This window comes from Undibacterium hunanense (assembly GCF_014284335.1).
GTDB lineage: Bacteria > Pseudomonadota > Gammaproteobacteria > Burkholderiales > Burkholderiaceae_D > Undibacterium > Undibacterium hunanense.
Genome location: NZ_JACOGF010000013.1, coordinates 91674 through 109761, shown reverse-complemented (window position 1 = coordinate 109761; position 18088 = coordinate 91674). Strand labels below are relative to the sequence as shown.

The window sequence follows — 18088 nt, the reverse complement described above, 5'->3', positions numbered from 1 at the left end:
CGAATACATTCTTCCCATTTATATAGTGACAATTGCAATTTCAATACTTGCAGCGACAATCTTCACGTTGCTTTCGATATTGCCATGGCGATTTAACGATAAAGGAATGATGATTTCATCTGTATTTTTGATAATCGGGCTTATCACTTTACCCAGTTTTCTAAAAGTACTCACTGCCCATATCCTATTAAAAATAAACCCCACAAGAAAAGTTGCTTTTATGAGTGAGCCACAAGTTAAATTGGCGAGCCATATTCGACCAGTGACTATGCCTACTGAGCATCTACCTTCTAACATTTGTAGGTATATGATTGCTATATTGTATACATGCGTACTATTAATAAGCATAAACGAAGCTAGATTATTAAATAGAGTGCTTATTCCGATTTCAAACATGATAAATACATTAAAAATGACGAAATAAGTGCAAGCGATTACGTTATAAACGAATGCATACGAATAGATATCCATCGCGCGATCAGCAGCTCGGCAAAGCCACGCTTCAGCTTTCAACTGACATCGCCCAGCGTTAGCAAGTAAAACAGAAGTCAACCCACGCACTTTCAATACCAGCTTCAGTACATTATCGCGAAATCAATAATTAGTTTGACAATCCTTCAATTGCACCAAGCAATGCAAGAAGCAAATATACAAAGGAATTATTTGTATCAAAGTGTGACAATTTCAAATATAATTAAGTAAAAAATAACTTTTCTTCTTAATTATGAGGTAAACATGTCAAGCACGGTTTTATATAATGTTCCTGGTTACACAACCGCATTCCCAGTCAATAAAGGCGTAGTAACGATCGTGCCAGATGGCGATATATTTACACCCGACGCCAAGCTGGAGGGATCTCTAAATCCGAATAGAAAATTAATTGATGCGGCAACGTATTCAGTTACTTTCAAACCTGGCTACATCTATCGAATTGAGAACTACTTTAATACATCGGGAGGCTTGTGGGAGGCGATTACACTTTTCAATCCCAAGAATGATGATTTCTATTATTCGTATAGGTACACAATTGGCGAGTCCTCAGGATTTAGCGATCTTTTGTATTTCGATACAGAGACAACACTATCATTAAATATATACAATAGAATTAACTATGACTCCGGCGTCTATCGTGTTCAGTTATATGCAGATGCCATTCCGTACAAGAAAATTGCCGGATCAACTACCAAGCTTGATACCTATGAAATATCCGACTCGAAAAGCGCATACGCAATAGCAACCAGAGATGGTCACTTCATACTCATGAAGGGAATTGGTGGTTACGAAATTGATAGCATTGAACGAGTTAAATTTACAGATACGACTATTGCTTTCGATATAACAGGCAATGCTGGCCAAGCATATCGCCTCTATCAGGCGGCTTTTGATCGCAAACCCGATCTATCAGGGCTGGGCTATTGGATCAATGATATGGATAAAGGCTCAAATCTGACAAAAATTGCAGCTGGCTTTATGCAGTCTCCAGAATTCCAAAAACTATATGGCGCCAATCCATCCACAACAACACTTGTCACCAACTTCTATCAAAATGTTCTGCATCGAGCACCAGACAAAGCTGGCTTTGATTACTGGGCAGATCAATTGAACACAGGAAAAATTACGGCAGCGGGCGCACTGGCAAGTTTCTGCGAAAGCACGGAAAACCAAGCCATCGTCATTGGAGCAATCAAAAATGGGATTGAATTTACCCAGTGGTTAGGCTGATCTACACCCGTTTTGCAAATGCATTGTCGCTACTCATAGCGCGGGTTTAAATACCTATTGTTGAGAATATTTAAACCGCTATACCTTACAGCGCCCCCCCAAAAAAAACTCTTAAATCAAGAGTAGAAACAGCCCGGCAAGCCAATGATTTGCCGGGCTGTTATACAAATTAACTATATGCAGTTTCAGTTTTCAAGAATTACTCAATCAGTTTCTGGAAGATCAAAAAATTAATTCCACTCACTTCTGACCTCCATTTGGCTCATGCAGAGCTTCCGGCTTCACATCCCCGGCAGTTACCGGCACAATTTTTGGCTCAGCACTGGTTTGACTCTTCGTTCCAGTCGACATACCCTCATCCTTCAAATTAAATTCACCTTTGAAATACAGCGAAGCGATGATGATGAGGGAGCCGAAAACAATCGCGATCACGCCGGGTGAGTTGGTCTTGAGGTCGGCCAGATTTTTCTCGTTAGCGGTGGCAGCGACGCCGATGGTTTGATTGATCGTCAAAAAAGATACCAGCAAGCCGCCCGCTGCCAGGGCGATGCCTGTCAGTGCGGCAATGTCGCGCAAAATACTGTTATAAATCAAGCCTATCGATGTGACGATGAACATATTTCCAAGATCTTTGGTATCGCGCAGCCAGGCCAGCGTTTGCCAGACACTCAACCCGATGATGAACAGAATTCCCAGGATGGAAGCCATCAAGAGTATGGCGGCGGTTGTCCATGCCTTATTGATGATTGCCGGAGACAAGGGCGTACCTGGTGTGTGTTCAGTCGGTGGTGGCGTGGCAGCCTGCACTTCCAGTGGTACTGAGGTCCGTGTTGCCAATGATGTTGGCGCAAGCTGAAGCGCAGATAAGCTGGCTTCCGCTTTTTTCTCGATTTGTTCGTTATCGCTAGTCATACTGAACCTTGCAATGAGTTAGTTTCAATAATCTGTTTTTTTGATGATCAGGATACCGACATATGCTCTGTTCCCTCACCCCGGGTAAAGAACAACATGCGGCCAGGCGTGGTCATTTTGGCGGTATGCCAATGACCCCTGGGTATCAGCACAGCTTTGCCTGCCTTCAGCGCGATATGCTGTTCAGCCCCGTCCACTTTCAGCACAAAGTCGGCAGCGCCGGACAGCATGTAAACAAACTCATCGGCATGCGGGTGCATTTCCCAACTGGGCCAATCAGCATCGAAGGCGTATTCAGAAATTAACCAGTGCTTCCCATACTGATCTATTTCTGCCATGGGCAGGCTCCAGAAAGCATCGCCACCAGGCAACACAGTGGACTGCCCGTCCGGCGCAAGGGCGATATAGGTTTTTACCGGATCTATTTGCATAGCCATTCCCCTGAAGATTGCATGACGCATACTGAACAACCAGCACCATCAGCTTATTCAGATGTATTTATATCAATAATACAATAACAGTTTATGATATGACAATAACGGCAATGAGTAAGGCCAGATTAAGGATGATCGTGGCAAAAAAGGCGCGTCGGAAAGAGGTTTTCTGTGTCTTATGACGGAAAATACTTTGTGCCACGATGGCACCCGGCCAGCCGCCTGCCAGGCCGCATAGCAGCAAGCTTCTCTCGGAAATCCTTGGCCCGCGCTTGCCTGCTGCAGATTTGTCGATGGCATACATGCATAGCGTGACCAGGCTCATGATGGCATACACCATGAGCAGCAAGCCGGGCAAAAGTAAGCGGGGGTCAATAGCGGACATAAGGAATCTACATTGCAGCAATTTGCCACATCAGGATGCGGCGTGGAAACTGTAGATTATTGCATGCCAAACATGTCAGCCATCACAACATTCTGGCCAGCAATGCTTTTTCATATTTGGCATCCAGCGGAATACGCACCTTATGCCCTGCGCCACCTATCATGTTCAGGGATTGATTATCGCCATTGCGTATTTCTACCAGTTTGAAAATTTCATTGCCATTTGGAGAAATGATTTCTATCTCGTCACCGACGGCGAAGCGGTTTTTGACTTCAACCTCGGCCCAGCCATCTGCCACTTGCAAAACCTGCCCTACGTACTGGCTGCGGTGTGCCTTTGATACGCCTTCCATATAGTTTTGATGTTCTTGCGTATGGTGACGCTGATAAAAACCGTCGGTATAACCGCGATTGGCGAGACCATTCAACTGCCCCAGCAGGTCGGTGTTAAATGGACGGCCGGCAACCGCATCATCAATCGCACGTCTATAGGTCTGAGCAGTGCGGGCGACGTAGTACAAAGACTTGGTACGACCTTCGACTTTCAGTGAATCGATGCCGATTTTAGCCAGTCGCTCCACATGCTCAACGGCGCGCAAGTCTTTTGAATTCATGATGTAGGTGCCATGCTCATCTTCAAGTATGGGCATGAACTGACCTGGCTTACCACCCTCCTCTATCAGGTAAGGCCTATCTGCCAGAGGATGGCGTGGCATGTCGCCCATGGCAGAAAAAGATTGATTGGCTTCTTCCAGTGCCTGCTGGTAATTGAGTTTGATACTTTCAACCGGGATGCGTGCCAGATCACCGGTTTCATTCTGGGTGGCATTTTCCACCTTGTAATCCCAGCGACAGGAATTGGTGCAGGTGCCCTGATTGGGGTCGCGATGATTGAAATAACCAGACAACAAACAACGGCCAGAATAGGCGATGCACAAGGCGCCGTGGACAAACACTTCCAGCTCCATATCCGGGCATTGCTGGCGAATTTCTTCTATTTCATCGAGCGACAATTCACGCGAGAGGATGACGCGGGTCAGGCCCATCTTTTTCCAGAATTTTACATCGGCCCAGTTGACGGCATTGGCCTGCACGGACAGATGTACCGGCACTTCTGGCCACTTTTCACGCACCATCATGATGAGGCCAGGGTCAGCCATGATGAGGGCATCCGGCTTCATGTTGATGACGGGTTCCATATCGCGCAGATAGGTTTTGAGTTTGCTATTGTGCGGGAAGATATTGCTGGCGACGAAGAACAGTTTGCCGCGTGCATGGGCACCGTCTATGCCCTGCTGCAAAACATCGAGGGTAGAAAATTCATTATTGCGGGCGCGCAGGCTATAACGTGGCTGGCCTGCATAGACAGCATCGGCACCAAAGTCGAAAGCGGCGTGCATTTTTTCCAGCGAACCGGCGGGCAAGAGAAGTTCCGGGGATTTTATTGCGTTTTTTACTGAGGTTACAGTCATGGCAGGGTGATCCGAAAAGAAAAATGTTCGCGATCATAAGTCCCTGCCCTGTCAGCTCAAAATTTATCGGTACAAGCTTTGATGCAGATCAATCCTTGCGCATGTCGGCCAATTCATTGAAGACCAGCGCAGTCAACACGATTGCTCCACCGATGATGCTGGATTGTGCAGGCACTTCGCCCGCACCCAGCCAGGCCCAGATTGGTGCCAGCAATACTTCCAGCAAGGACAGCAAGGCGATCTCTGGCGCAGATAAACTATTCGATGCCTTGACCATCAACATGCAAGGCAGGCCCAGTTGAAAAAAGCCCAAAATAGCGAGGATAGCAATATCATGCAATGAGGTTTGAAATGGCCAGGCCAATGGCAACATGATCAGTGCCGATAGACTGCCACCAACAAACACGGCTGGTACCAGGTCAACAGCATGTCCACCTTTTTTCAGGATGATGACGTTTATTGAAGACGCGAACGGAATGCCCAGCGCAATCAGCATGCCTGTCAGGCCACGACTATCCACCTCTGTCAAACTGCCGGCAAACATCCAGCACATGCCCAGACCGGCGGCAGCAATCGCCCACCAGGTACGCGCAGGAATATGCTGGCGTAATATCATCCATGCCAGAAAAGCAGTGAACAAAGGTGTCAGACTTTCCATGATGGAGGTATTGGCAACCGTGGTCATGGTCAGTGCGATCATGAAACAGCTATACATGGTGGCCCACATGCAGCCCGACAGAAATCCTATCTTGCCCAGCAATTTAAGGCGCGGGATGAAGGCCCATTTATATTGTCGCAGCATGACGCCGGCAATAAACACGGCGGCAAAAAAACTGCGCCAAAAAGTCACTTCAAAATTACGTGCCACTTCAAGATGACGGGTAAATACACCGGCAATACTCCACAGAGTGGCAGCGCAAATCATCAGCATCACCGCTTTGCGGTGAGTCATTTTATTTTGCATGTTGATCCAAATAAAAAACCCGTTTGACTCTGGCCAAACTGGCTAGAGCAAAACGGGTTGATCTAGATGCGGCAGAATTGCCAGCCGCATCAGTCAAAAGAAATCAGCTTATTCGCGTGATGCCTTTTTACGTTCGTGCTCTTTCAGGAAGCGCTTGCGCAGACGAATGCTCTTAGGTGTGACTTCAACCAGTTCATCGTCGTCAATAAACTCAACTGCATATTCCAGGTTCATCTGGATAGGTGGAACCAGACGTACCGCTTCATCTGTACCGGAAGAACGAACGTTGGTCAATTGCTTGCCTTTGATCGGGTTCACTACCAGGTCATTGTCACGGGAATGAATACCGATGATCATGCCTTCATACACTGGGTCATTGTGGCTGACGAACATACGACCGCGGTCTTGCAATTTCCAGATAGCGTAGGCAACTGCTGCGCCATCATCTTGCGAGATCAGCACGCCATTGCGACGGCCGCCGAGTTCGCCTTTGGAATTGTCGACTGGTGCGTATTCATCAAACACGTGGCTCATCAAGCCCGTACCGCGCGTCAATGTCATGAATTCACCCTGGAAGCCGATCAGGCCACGTGCTGGAATACGGTATTCCAGACGGACACGACCTTTGCCGTCCGGTTCCATATTTTGCAGGTCACCACGACGACGACCCAGTTCTTCCATGACGCCACCCTGATTGGCTTCTTCTACGTCTACTGTCAGGTTTTCATATGGTTCATGACGTTCGCCATCCACCATTTTGAAGACCACGCGTGGACGGGATACAGCCAATTCAAAGCCTTCACGACGCATGTTTTCGATCAGGATGGTCAGATGCAACTCACCGCGGCCAGAAACTTCATACGTGGAATCATCGCCTTCTGCCTGCACAACGCGCAAAGCCATGTTGGATTTTAATTCACGTTCCAGACGGTCACGGATTTGACGTGTAGTCACGAATTTACCTTCGCGACCAGCCAGTGGGGAACTGTTCACCATGAAGTTCATGGTCAGTGTAGGCTCATCAATCTTCAACATCGGCAGGCCTTCAGGCGTGTCCGGTGCGCAGATGGTGGAGCCGATACCGATTTCTTCGATACCATTGATCAGGACGATGTCACCTGCCAGTGCTTCATCAACCAGAACGCGGTCCAGGCCTTTGAATGTCAATACCTGGTTGATACGTGCCTTGGTTGGCTTGTCTTCAGGACCATTCATCCAGACTACGTCTTGCAATGCCTTGACGCGACCACGCAGGATACGGCCAACGCCGATTTTACCAACATAGGAAGAATATTCCAGGGAAGTGATTTGCAATTGCAGAGGACCGTCCGGATCATCTTCACGCGCAGGAACGTGTTCCAGGATAGCGTCGAACAAAGGTTCCATATTGCCTTCGCGCACAGAATCTTCCAGGCCTGCATAGCCTTTGAAACCGGATGCGTAGACGATAGGGAAATCAAGTTGTTCGTCAGTTGCACCGAGTTTGTCGAACAGTTCAAAAGTCGCGTTGACGGCTTTTTGTGGATCTGCGTTTTCACGGTCGATCTTGTTGACGACAACGATAGGTTTCAAACCCAGAGCCAGTGCTTTACGCGTAACGAAACGCGTTTGTGGCATTGGACCTTCTTGTGCATCTACCAGCAACAAAACGCTGTCCACCATGGACAGAACACGTTCTACTTCACCACCAAAGTCAGCATGGCCAGGGGTATCGACGATGTTGATGTGTGTGCCTTTGTATTCAACAGCACAGTTCTTGGACAAAATAGTGATACCGCGCTCTTTTTCGATATCATTCGAATCCATAACACGGGCATCAACCTGCTGGTTGTCGCGGAAAGTACCGGACTGACGCAATAACTGGTCAACCAGAGTGGTTTTGCCGTGATCGACGTGAGCGATAATGGCGATGTTACGGATAGCGCGTTTTGAAGTAGACATGATAGCGTTCTTATTGGGTAAATCTATTGGGTAAATCGGATAACCTGCGATTATAACATGTTGCAGCGCAAAAGTAGAAAAACTCCTATTATTTCAAGGAGTTGCTACCGTGCGATGACACAATTAATGTTCAGTGGCAATCAGGCGCTCTGGCGCGAGTATGCCGTATTCCTGCAACTGGGCCGAACCCAGCAACTGTCCATCCGATTCACGATAGACGCGAACGCGGCCAGTTTCAATGGGCAATGTGACTTCTTCTTTATTTAATGCCAGCCGCTGGCCGTGCAGAAAGCGGCGCGACAGCTCATCTGTGAGGTAAACCGGGTCAAAGCTGGACAACAAGGCATCAACCGGGTCCAGCAATGCCAGACGCTCAGGTTCTGGCAAACTTTCAAGATACTCCAGGGTAATGGATTTTTCCAATACCAGATGACCCACACCGATACGGCGCAATTCCTTCAGATGCGCGCCACAACCCAGCGTTGCACCTATGTCTTCACCCAGCACCCGCACATAAGTGCCCTTGCTGCATTTGACTTTGAGACTCAGGAAAGGCGCTTCATAGGCCAGCAATTCCAGCTCGTGAATGATAACGCTGCGCGCTTCACGTTCCAGCGTAATGCCGGCACGCGCATATTCATACAGGGGCTTGCCATCGCGCTTGAGTGCGGAATACATGGGCGGCACTTGCTGTATGGGGCCGGTGAATTGCTGCAATGCTTGCTGGATTTGCTCCAGACTGACATCAACCGGCTTTTCTTCCAGCACCTCACCTTCAGTATCCCCCGTTGTCGTGGTGACACCAAGGTGTACGACCGTGGTATAGGTTTTATCTGCTTCCAGCAGGTCCTGGGAAAACTTGGTGGCTTCGCCAAAGCACAGCGGCAGCAAACCAGTAGCAAATGGATCAAGCGTGCCAGTATGCCCGGCTTTGGCGGCATTCAAAAAGCGCTTGGCCTTGATCAGGGCATCATTGCTGGAAAAACCAACTGGCTTATCCAATAGCAATACACCGTGCACAGGCACACGCTTTCTTTTTATCTGCGGAGTCGTCATGTTGTCAGCAGCCTGTTGCCAGGCTGAGCATTCACTGTGTATCAATCAGTCTGGAATCAGTTTTCGCCGTCGTCTTTGGCGCGTGTGGCATTGGCTTCATCTATCAGTTTTGACATGGCCATGCCACGGATAGTAGATGTGTCATGCACAAAATGCAGTTGCGGCAAGGTATGGATATGCAGACGCAGACCCAGCTGATTGCGCAGGAAACCAGATGCTTTCGCCAGGGCTTCAATCGTGTTTTTTACCGCAACAGGGTCATCCACCAGCGTGGTGAAATACACTTTTGCGTGGGCGTAATCGGGAGTCAGTTGCACTTCTGTCAGCGTGATCATACCTACACGCGGGTCTTTCAGTTCAGACCAGATGATTTCTGCCAAGTCACGTTGAATCTGGTCTGCTACACGCAGGCCACGACCGGGAATATTTTTGCTATGTTTTGCCATAATTTTCTTACATCTCCATAAACCACAACCCCGGAACTGGTCCGGGGTTATCTTGAGTTACAGAGTACGTGCTATCTCTTGTACTTCAAATATTTCAAGCTGATCGCCAACCTGAATCTCGTTGTAGCCTTTCAGTGAAAGACCGCATTCCAGACCGGCTTTGACTTCTTTGGCATCGTCTTTGTAACGCTTGAGCGAATCCAGCTCGCCTGTCCAGGTAACCACGTTGTTGCGCAGCAAACGGACAGAGGATGTACGCCTGACCACGCCATCGGTAACCAGACAGCCGGCAATCGCGCCAACCTTGCTGACCACGAAGACCTGACGAATCTCGACCATACCAATGATCTGTTCGCGTTTTTCTGGAGCCAGCATACCGGACAAAGCTGCTTTGACTTCATCTACCGCATCGTAAATGATGTTGTAGTAGCGGATGTCAACGCCGTTAGACTCTGCCAATTTACGGGCAGATGCATCAGCACGGGTGTTAAAGCCGATGATGACCGCTTTGGAAGCCACTGCCAGATTGACGTCGGATTCGGAAATACCACCAACTGCTGCATGTACAACCTGTACACGCACTTCGCTGGTTGACAGTTTGACCAAAGATTGCACCAGCGCTTCTTGTGAACCCTGTACGTCGGTCTTGACGATGATAGGCAGGTTTTTGACTTCGCCCTCGCCCATGTTTTCGAACATGTTTTCGAGCTTGGCTGCCTGCTGTTTCGCCAGTTTGACGTCACGGAATTTACCTTGACGGAACAAGGCGATTTCACGTGCCTTGCGTTCATCCGCCATGACCATGACTTCTTCACCTGCGGACGGCACTTCTGTCAGACCCTGAATCTCTACCGGGATGGATGGACCAGCCTCGGAGATATTCGCGCCATTTTCATCCAGCATCGCACGGACACGACCATAAGCAGAACCGGCCAACACCACGTCACCACGTTTCAAGGTACCGGACTGCACCAGAATAGTGGCAACAGTACCGCGACCTTTATCCAGACGCGCTTCGACGACCAGACCTTTGGCAGGTGCATCTTTCGGTGCTTTCAGTTCCAGCACTTCAGCTTGCAGCAAGACGTGTTCCAGCAGGGAATCGATACCCAGGCCAGTTTTTGCAGATACCTGCACGAATGGTGAATCACCACCGTATTCTTCAGGCACGACGCTTTCGGCGATCAACTCTTGTGTCACGCGGTCTGCATTGGCACCTGGTTTATCAATTTTATTGATAGCAACGACCAGCGGCACGCCAGCTGCTTTCGCATGGGCAATCGCCTCTTTGGTTTGCGGCATGACGCCGTCATCCGCAGCTACCACCAGAATAACAATATCCGTCGCCTTGGCACCACGGGCACGCATCGCGGTAAACGCTTCATGGCCTGGCGTATCAAGGAAAGTGATCATGCCACGCGGCGTTTCTACGTGATAAGCACCGATATGCTGCGTAATGCCACCAGCTTCACCAGACGCGACTTTGGCGCGACGGATGTAATCCAGCAGGGATGTTTTACCATGGTCAACGTGACCCATGACAGTCACGACAGGTGCACGTGGGAAGGATTCATATTCACCGTGCTCTGTGGTATCCGTCAGCATGGCTTCAGGATCATCCAGTTTTGCAGCAAAGGCTTTATGACCCATCTCTTCAACCAGGATCATTGCTGTTTCCTGATCAAGTACCTGGTTGATGGTGCACATCTGGCCCAGTTTCATCAAATGCTTGATGACTTCGGATGCCTTGACTGCCATTTTATGTGCCAGCTCAGCCACTGTCAGGGTTTCAGGTACAAACACATCTTTAACGATGGCTTCTACCGGTACCTGGAAGTTGGATTCGCGGTCATCATGATGATTGTTGCGACGGCCTTTAGGGCCACCTTTCCAGCCATCACGGCCACCAGATGTATCACCACGGGTTTTCAGGCCACCGCCGCGTTTTTTCGCAGCGTCATCCTGCCATGTGGAAGACACGTTGGCGGATTTGATCGCCTTCTTGTCTGCAACAACTGGTTTCTTTTCGTCTTTTTTCTCTGCTGGTGCGCCTGGCTTTTTCTCTGCGACTTTTTTGTCAGCAGGCTTGTGCAAGGTACCTTCAGCAACTTTAGGTGCAGCAGCAACCGGTTCAGGTGCTTTCGCCGGACGGCGTGCTGCATTCATCATTTCTTTAATCTGCGCAACTTCATCCGCTACAGCTTTGCGGGCTTTTTCAGTCGCAGCAGCGCGCTCAACCGCTTCTTTGGCGTCGGTCGCTGCTTTTTTCTTCGCGTCTTCTGCATCCAGACGTTTTTTATCTTCGTCCACAGCAACCTGCGCAGGCTTTACTTCTACAGACTTGGCATCCGGCGATTTAACGTCAGCGACCTTGGCAGCCGCAGCAGCCTGTTCGGCTTTCAGCTTTTCAGCCTCTGCCTTGGCAGCTTCGGCCAGTTCAGCTTCACGCATGGCCTGGGCCTGGGCTTCTTTTTCAGCCTCCAGCTTGGCCAGACGTTCTTGCTTCTCAAGCAATTCCGCTTCCTGACGTGCAATCAGCTCTGCTTCGTGACGCGCTTCTTCTTCGTTGCGTGCCTGTTCAGCAGGATCAACGACCACTGCTGCGCCCTGTGCTTCATCAGCAGGAGCATCATCACGTTTGACGAAAGTACGTTTTTTACGAACTTCAACCTGAATGGTACGAGATTTCCCAGTAGCATCCGCCTGCTTGATCTCGGTCGTTTCCTTACGAGTCAAGGTGATTTTTTTCTTTTCTGTGTCCGCAGATACGCCGTGGGAACGACGCAGATGCTCAAGGAGCTTATCTTTGTCTTCCTTTGTCAGCGAATCTGAGGTCGAGCTCTTACTGACGCCCGCCGCACGCAATTGCGTGAGCAGCAAATCTGCTGACATCTTCAGCTCGGTGGCAAATTGGGCTACATTGTTACTCGCCATTCAGTCCTCTTTTTCTATGTGCGCGTTATGAGATTCAAACCCGTGAATTACTTAGCTTCTACGAGTTTCCAGGCTTTGGCTAACAACGCCTTGGCCTGATCATCATATTTAGCGTCGATGAGTTTCATCTCATCATCAGTCACATCTTCAAATGCTTCTTTAATCAATTGACGGGCGCGGTCGGCTGACAATGCCAGGATCGCGCCAAATTCGTCATATGCCAAACCGGCAAAAGCTGCCAGCGTTTTGATACCAACCAGGCCCAGCTTGCCTGCGGTGACACGGGTCATGCCTTCGAGGTTGACCAGTTCATCATCCATGCCTTCCAGACCTTCTTCGGAAGCGATTGCTTCTGTCAGCAGGGCATCGCGGGCACGGTTACGCAACTCATTGACGGTATCTTCGTCAAAGGCTTCGATTTCCAGCATTTCGCTGATCGGTACGTAAGCAATTTCTTCCAGACTGGAAAAGCCTTCATCAACCAGGATGTCGGCGACTTCCTGATCCACGTCGAGTTTTTCCATGAACAGGCTGCGGATGCCGGCGGTTTCCTGCTCAGCTTTATTGGCAGACTCTTCAGCGGTCATGATATTGATTTGCCAACCTGTCAATTCAGCTGCCAGGCGAACGTTTTGTCCGCTGCGGCCAATTGCAATTGCCAGGTTTTCTTCATCGACAACCACGTCCATGCCGTGCTTTTCTTCATCCACCATGATGGAGGACACATTTGCCGGAGCCAGTGCACCAATAACGAATTGCGCCGGGTCTTCAGACCACAAGACGATATCAACACGTTCACCACCCAGCTCGCCAGTTACAGCTTGTACGCGTGAACCACGCATACCGACGCAAGTGCCGATAGGATCAATACGCTTGTCGGCAGTAAACACCGCGATTTTTGCACGCACACCAGGGTCACGCGCAGCAGACTTGATAATCAATGAACCCTGTTCGATTTCTGGCACTTCCAGCTCGAACAGTTTCATGATGAATTCTGGCGCAGTACGGGACAGGATAACTTGCGGGCCACGTGCATTGCGGTCTATACGCAGGATGTAGGCACGGACACGGTCGCCAACACGCAGATTTTCTTTAGGGATCATCTGGTCACGTGGCAAACGGGCTTCGATCTTGCCGGATTCAACCACGGCTTCGCCACGTTCCATGCGTTTGATGGTGCCAGTTACCAGTGAATCACCACGCTCCAGGAAATCGGCCAGGATCTGTTCACGTTCCGCGTCGCGGATACGCTGCAAGACAACCTGTTTGGTATCCTGGGCAAAGCGGCGACCAAAGTCTACCGATTCAATTTCTTCTTCGATGTAATCATCGACCTGGATTTCAGGATCATCTTCGACTGCTTCAAAATGCAGGATTTCCTGGTCGGGCAATTGCAGGCCTGCTTCATCAGGCACTACATGCCAGCGACGGAAAGAGCGGAATTCACCAGTATCACGGTCGATTTCTACGCGAATATCAACTTCACCGGGAAAACGTTTTTTTGTCGCTTGCGCCAAAGCATGCTCCAGCGATCCGAAAACAACCTCTTCATCGACGTTCTTTTCACGCGCCAGCACATCCACCAATAACAACAAATCACGACTCATGCTTTGCGACTCCTAAAATCCACTTGCGGCACGAGGCGTGCCTTATCCACATCGGCGAGCGTAAACTCCAGCATGGCCGACCCATCTTTTACTTCAAATTCCAGCTTCAGATTTTCACCTTCAGGCTCGTGCAGAACGCCTTCGAAAGTTTTGCGATTGGGCGTGCCCGGCATGGGCATACGCAATTTCACATTGGCTTTCTCACCAGCGAAACGCACATAGTCTGCAACTTTTTTGAGCGGCCTGTCGAGACCGGGAGAAGAAGTCTCCAGGCGACTGTAATTGACGTTTTCAACCGTCAGCACATGCGATAACTGGTGACTGACTTTTTCGCAGTCTTCCACCGTGATATTGCCGCGCTCAAGGTCTTCCGGTAAAAAATCAATATAAACCCGGAACAGACCGCGCTCGGCCTGCTCAAAGTCCACCAGATCGTATCCGGTACCATTGACGGTTTTTTCTATCAAATCCAACAAAGCCAAACTTATTCTCCGAAAAACACTGCTTCACATTTCACAAACCAGGCCACTATGCGCCACGAAATACGCTACCCAAAAACCGGCAAAACTCACGTAATGGGCGTCGCTCCGCAACTGCCACATCAAGCCGATAATCGGGAAAACCAAAAAAAAATGGGCTACTGCCCATCTTTTTTGTAGCGCCAAGATTTGAAATCAATAAAGGCAAATTCTGCTAACTACAAGATTATAAACGATAAATTACCTCGTCGCAATGGAAAACGAGGTAATTTCAACACGGTCATCTGCCATAAAACAGGGCAAAAGCAGGTGCTCAGGCACCGCGAGAACGCCTGCGCGCCGCAATCCCCTGCCCTATGGCCTGGCCACTACCACGCGAGGTAGGTCCACGACGTTGCTGTCCGGCATCAGGGAAGCCCAGCGCAGTCTGCAAAGGATCTGGCTGGCGGCTGCGTTTTTTGCCATTGGCATTCGCATTATTGCCAGCGTTACCGGCATTACCACCTGCCTTATTACCATTCGGACCATTACCACCACGGCCCGCACCGTATTCGCCACGACCACCTTCACCACGTCCGCTGGACATAGGGAAGCCGACCTGCTTCTGGGTAAATGGGCCAGTGCCAAAGCCAGGCGCCTTATTGCCAAACGATTTACCCGTTTTTGGTGCTGGTTTGTCGCCACCGGCTTTTTCCAGACCGCTGAGTTTCAACAGACTGCGCACTGCATCTTCTTCCAGCTCTTCCCAGCGACCACGCTTCAGATTGGCCGGCAAGGTCATGGCACCATAACGTGTACGTATCAGACGTGACACTGTCAGGCCGACCGCTTCAAACATGCGACGCACTTCACGGTTACGGCCCTCACCAATGATGACGCGATACCATTTATTGACGCCTTCGCCACCACCATCAGTAATTTTGGAGAATTGCGCCAGACCATCTTCCAGCTCGACGCCAGCCAGCAAACGCTGACGCATGCCCTCTTCCAGCTCACCCAGGGTACGTACGGCGTATTCACGCTCAATACCATAACGCGGGTGCATCAGCCGGTTAGCCAGGTCACCGGATGTGGTGAACAGCAGCAAACCTTCGGTGTTGTAATCCAGACGCCCCACTGCCAGCCACTTGCCCACTTTCATGGTCGGCAGACTTTCAAATACCGAGGCACGGCCTTCAGGATCACTATTACTGACAATCTCGCCAGCCGGCTTGTGATAAATCAACACGCGCGGCGGTTTTTTACTGACTTTGCGCATGATGGGCTTGCCATTGATACGCACCTGATCAGTCGGCAGAATTCTTTGGCCGATATGGGCTGGCTCACCATTCACAGATACACGGCCAGCAACAATCAGATCTTCCATGTCGCGACGGGAACCCAGGCCAGCTTCGGCCAATACTTTATGCAATTTCGGTGCATCATCATCTGCAGTCAGGTCACGGCGCACCGGCTTGGCGCGGCCCTTGCCTTTGGCATCATCCAGAGACGAGACATCAAATGCTTCGGACGTTACGAAAGAAAACACGTCATCGGCATTATTACCTGCCGGACGACCACCGCGCGTCTGCTGTTGCGGACGCTTGGACTTGCCACCAGCAGCACCGGCGGCATTCTGACGCGGGCCGCGTTCGGTCGGTCCGCGCTCGGTCCTGTCACCACGCTCTGTCCTGTCACCGCGCGCCGGACGCTCACCCCGCTCTGCGCGGTCGCCACGTGGCGCTCGCTCGGTGCGCTCTGCACGCTCACCACGCAGTGCTGGCTCGGCCGCTGATTGTGCTGACGGCTGGACTGATCCTGCAGCCGCTACCTGCTCGTTTACTTGCTCATTTAATTGCTTAACTACCTGTTCAGCCACTGGCTGTTTGTCTTCACCTGCTTCTGCACTGGCAACTCGCGGGGCACGCGGCGCTCTTGGCGCACGTGCTTTCTTTACCGGCGCGTCATCTGAAGCAGCTTCCGCACTTGGAATTACCTCACCAGCAGCTTCTACTGCTGCCTCTGCGCCTTCAGTCTTCGGTCGGGAACGACGCATATTGCGTGGACCGCGCACACCGCGCTTGGCAGGCTTTGCTTCATCAGCGCCAGCCGGGCCTTGGTCATTTGCGCCCGCACCACTATCTGCTTGGTCAGCATTCACATCTTCAGGATTCATTGGATTCATTCTTTAGTTCTAATGGAGGCAACTGGCTATCTGCCGCGCCTGGTAAACTATCCGGCGCTGCTACATCAGCCACCTGATCACGCAATTCTGTGAGGTTTTGAGCTTCCCCCCCAACATCACTCAATTCTTCGCCGGACTCCATGATGGAAGCCCCGGCCACTACGTCTGCCACCTCTGGTACAGAGGCAGCCTGCTCTACTGCTTGTTCTTGCTCTACTACGTGTTCTTCTGTGGCAGGAACGGACTCTGTTGCCAGTGCCAGCCTTACTTCAGCATCACTGTCAGCGACAATATCGGTCGCAGAGATATCTAGCGCCTGATCAGCAACAACTTCCTGCCCAGCTTTCACATCCAGATCTGGTGCTGCGGTGACATCCTCAACCAAAACCAGTTCAGCCGCTGCCTGACCGGCCTCGACTTCATTTGGCACAACTTCAGATGATGCAACATCATCAGCCACCGAGCCAGCAACATCGGCTTCGTCCGCGTTGACTTCTGCAGCCTTTGCGCTATCAGCAGCGTTTTCAGCATCCGCCTCATTCACGGCGGCAAACATGCCTTCATCCAATGCGGTCAGCTCAGGCACAGCCTCTTCTGCCGCATCTTTGGTCACCTGCTGCAAAGGCGGCAACTGATCCAGCGACGACAGACCCAGATCATCCAAAAACTGCTTGGTCGTGGCAAACAAGGACGGTCGTCCCGGCACATCACGATGGCCTATGCTTTCTATCCAGCCACGGTCTTCCAGCGTCTTGATCATTTGCGAAGCCACGGTCACACCACGGATTTCTTCAATATCGCCACGGGTAACTGGTTGCCTGTAAGCAATAATAGCCAGAGTTTCCAGCGTGGCTCTTGAATACTTGGGTGGTTTTTCCGGGTTCAGCCTGTCGATATAGGCACGCATTTCCGGCTTGCTTTGAAAGCGCCAGCCGGTAGACAACGCCACCAGTTCTATACCCTTGTCCGACCAGTCGTTACGCAAACCTTCCAGCATCAGTTTGATGGTATCTGCGCCGACCACATCACCTTGATCGTCCGCATCCTGGAACAGCTTTTTCATGGTATTGACCGTTAGCGGCTCAGGCGCGCATAACAAGGCTGTTTCGAGGACTCGCTTTGCCTCAGCAGTATTCATGCAAATAATTACACGGGTTTAGTTGATGTTATGCAGCAAAGCAACTGAAGAAACAGCTGCTTCGACCCACACCAGTTTTGTATTAAATAAATTATGTTGCTACCAACCTGGCAGCAACGCCCTTCTTGCGGGCGACTAGGGACTGATCGGTCACGCACAGAATCAAACGGCGCGCAATCCCTAAAATTAGTAGACACTGGATTGTAGTCCAGAAATTCAAAGACAATCAAAAATATCGTCATCAAATAATAAAAAAGCCACGATATGACGTGGCTTTTTAATGAATTTCAGATCAGCAGCGGTAAATTACCTGCCCCGGCACTGGCGCAATATAACTGACACCCGCTTCCTGAACACTTACCCACCACCGAAGAGCCAACCACAAGCCCTCTTGCAACCCCCACGCCAAAACGTGAGGCGCGAGATTAACACGCA

The 18088-nt window shown here is 50.3% G+C and carries 15 protein-coding genes; 1 reads left to right on the top strand and 14 read right to left on the bottom strand.

The annotated features are described in order from the left end of the window. Positions 1-18: 18 nt before the first annotated feature. Positions 19-561 (bottom strand): hypothetical protein, encoded by a 543-nt coding sequence (locus tag H8L32_RS21710; protein WP_186949361.1) that lies wholly within the window; start codon positions 559-561, stop codon positions 19-21. 174 nt (positions 562-735) lie between these two features. Here H8L32_RS21710 and H8L32_RS21705 point away from each other — a divergent pair, with 174 nt between their 5' ends. Then, entirely contained in the window at positions 736-1722 is a 987-nt protein-coding gene (locus H8L32_RS21705) for a DUF4214 domain-containing protein (protein WP_186949360.1), read from the top strand. Between the two features lie 240 nt (positions 1723-1962). Here the strand turns inward: H8L32_RS21705 and H8L32_RS21700 are convergent, their stop codons facing one another. The 13 genes from H8L32_RS21700 to scpB form a co-directional block, all read right to left on the bottom strand. After that, entirely contained in the window at positions 1963-2634 is a 672-nt protein-coding gene (locus H8L32_RS21700; RefSeq protein ID WP_186949359.1) for a hypothetical protein, read from the bottom strand. Between the two features lie 47 nt (positions 2635-2681). Then, the gene (locus H8L32_RS21695) at positions 2682-3065 is read right to left on the bottom strand and encodes a cupin domain-containing protein (protein ID WP_186949358.1); all 384 of its coding nucleotides are present in this window, start codon (positions 3063-3065) and stop codon (positions 2682-2684) included. A 91-nt stretch (positions 3066-3156) separates the two neighbouring features. Further along, entirely contained in the window at positions 3157-3453 is a 297-nt protein-coding gene (locus tag H8L32_RS21690) for a DUF1294 domain-containing protein (protein ID WP_186949357.1), read from the bottom strand. A gap of 82 nt (positions 3454-3535) precedes the next feature. Further along, the gene (gene trhP, locus H8L32_RS21685) at positions 3536-4924 is read right to left on the bottom strand and encodes a prephenate-dependent tRNA uridine(34) hydroxylase TrhP (protein WP_186949356.1); all 1389 of its coding nucleotides are present in this window, start codon (positions 4922-4924) and stop codon (positions 3536-3538) included. 88 nt (positions 4925-5012) lie between these two features. Then, positions 5013-5876 (bottom strand): DMT family transporter, encoded by an 864-nt coding sequence (locus H8L32_RS21680; RefSeq protein WP_230412351.1) that lies wholly within the window; start codon positions 5874-5876, stop codon positions 5013-5015. A 120-nt stretch (positions 5877-5996) separates the two neighbouring features. Beyond that, positions 5997-7829 carry a translational GTPase TypA gene (gene typA, locus H8L32_RS21675; protein ID WP_186949354.1) on the bottom strand — a complete coding sequence of 611 codons (1833 nt, stop codon included), beginning with the start codon at positions 7827-7829 and terminating at the stop codon, positions 5997-5999. Positions 7830-7952: 123 nt separating this feature from the next. Next, the gene (truB, locus tag H8L32_RS21670) at positions 7953-8885 is read right to left on the bottom strand and encodes a tRNA pseudouridine(55) synthase TruB (protein ID WP_186949353.1); all 933 of its coding nucleotides are present in this window, start codon (positions 8883-8885) and stop codon (positions 7953-7955) included. Between the two features lie 56 nt (positions 8886-8941). Beyond that, entirely contained in the window at positions 8942-9331 is a 390-nt protein-coding gene (gene rbfA, locus H8L32_RS21665) for a 30S ribosome-binding factor RbfA (protein ID WP_186949352.1), read from the bottom strand. A gap of 57 nt (positions 9332-9388) precedes the next feature. Beyond that, positions 9389-12265, bottom strand: a complete 2877-nt coding sequence (gene infB, locus H8L32_RS21660; RefSeq protein WP_186949351.1) for a translation initiation factor IF-2 — start codon at positions 12263-12265, stop codon at positions 9389-9391. Positions 12266-12312: 47 nt separating this feature from the next. After that, entirely contained in the window at positions 12313-13872 is a 1560-nt protein-coding gene (gene nusA / locus H8L32_RS21655) for a transcription termination factor NusA (RefSeq protein WP_186949350.1), read from the bottom strand. After that, the gene (gene rimP / locus H8L32_RS21650) at positions 13869-14354 is read right to left on the bottom strand and encodes a ribosome maturation factor RimP (RefSeq protein WP_186949349.1); all 486 of its coding nucleotides are present in this window, start codon (positions 14352-14354) and stop codon (positions 13869-13871) included. The genes nusA and rimP overlap by 4 nt, the downstream gene beginning before the upstream one ends. Before the next feature lie 310 nt (positions 14355-14664). Further along, the gene (locus H8L32_RS21645; protein ID WP_230412350.1) at positions 14665-16506 is read right to left on the bottom strand and encodes a pseudouridine synthase; all 1842 of its coding nucleotides are present in this window, start codon (positions 16504-16506) and stop codon (positions 14665-14667) included. Further along, positions 16496-17653, bottom strand: coding sequence for an SMC-Scp complex subunit ScpB (scpB, locus tag H8L32_RS21640; protein WP_186949347.1), 1158 nt, complete (start codon positions 17651-17653; stop codon positions 16496-16498). The genes H8L32_RS21645 and scpB overlap by 11 nt, the downstream gene beginning before the upstream one ends. Positions 17654-18088: the final 435 nt, after the last annotated feature.

Excerpts from the sequence above, each read along its gene's own strand:
- H8L32_RS21680 (WP_230412351.1), bottom strand. The coding sequence starts at position 5,876 with ATGACTCACCGCAAAGCGGTGATGCTGATGATTTGCGCTGCCACTCTG.
- trhP (WP_186949356.1), bottom strand. The coding sequence starts at position 4,924 with ATGACTGTAACCTCAGTAAAAAACGCAATAAAATCCCCGGAACTTCTC.
- infB (WP_186949351.1), bottom strand. The coding sequence starts at position 12,265 with ATGGCGAGTAACAATGTAGCCCAATTTGCCACCGAGCTGAAGATGTCA.
- scpB (WP_186949347.1), bottom strand. The coding sequence starts at position 17,653 with ATGAATACTGCTGAGGCAAAGCGAGTCCTCGAAACAGCCTTGTTATGC.
- H8L32_RS21645 (WP_230412350.1), bottom strand. The coding sequence starts at position 16,506 with ATGAATCCTGAAGATGTGAATGCTGACCAAGCAGATAGTGGTGCGGGC.
- H8L32_RS21695 (WP_186949358.1), bottom strand. The coding sequence starts at position 3,065 with ATGCAAATAGATCCGGTAAAAACCTATATCGCCCTTGCGCCGGACGGG.
- nusA (WP_186949350.1), bottom strand. The coding sequence starts at position 13,872 with ATGAGTCGTGATTTGTTGTTATTGGTGGATGTGCTGGCGCGTGAAAAG.
- H8L32_RS21705 (WP_186949360.1), top strand. The coding sequence starts at position 736 with ATGTCAAGCACGGTTTTATATAATGTTCCTGGTTACACAACCGCATTC.
- H8L32_RS21690 (WP_186949357.1), bottom strand. The coding sequence starts at position 3,453 with ATGTCCGCTATTGACCCCCGCTTACTTTTGCCCGGCTTGCTGCTCATG.
- typA (WP_186949354.1), bottom strand. The coding sequence starts at position 7,829 with ATGTCTACTTCAAAACGCGCTATCCGTAACATCGCCATTATCGCTCAC.
- rbfA (WP_186949352.1), bottom strand. The coding sequence starts at position 9,331 with ATGGCAAAACATAGCAAAAATATTCCCGGTCGTGGCCTGCGTGTAGCA.
- H8L32_RS21700 (WP_186949359.1), bottom strand. The coding sequence starts at position 2,634 with ATGACTAGCGATAACGAACAAATCGAGAAAAAAGCGGAAGCCAGCTTA.
- truB (WP_186949353.1), bottom strand. The coding sequence starts at position 8,885 with ATGACGACTCCGCAGATAAAAAGAAAGCGTGTGCCTGTGCACGGTGTA.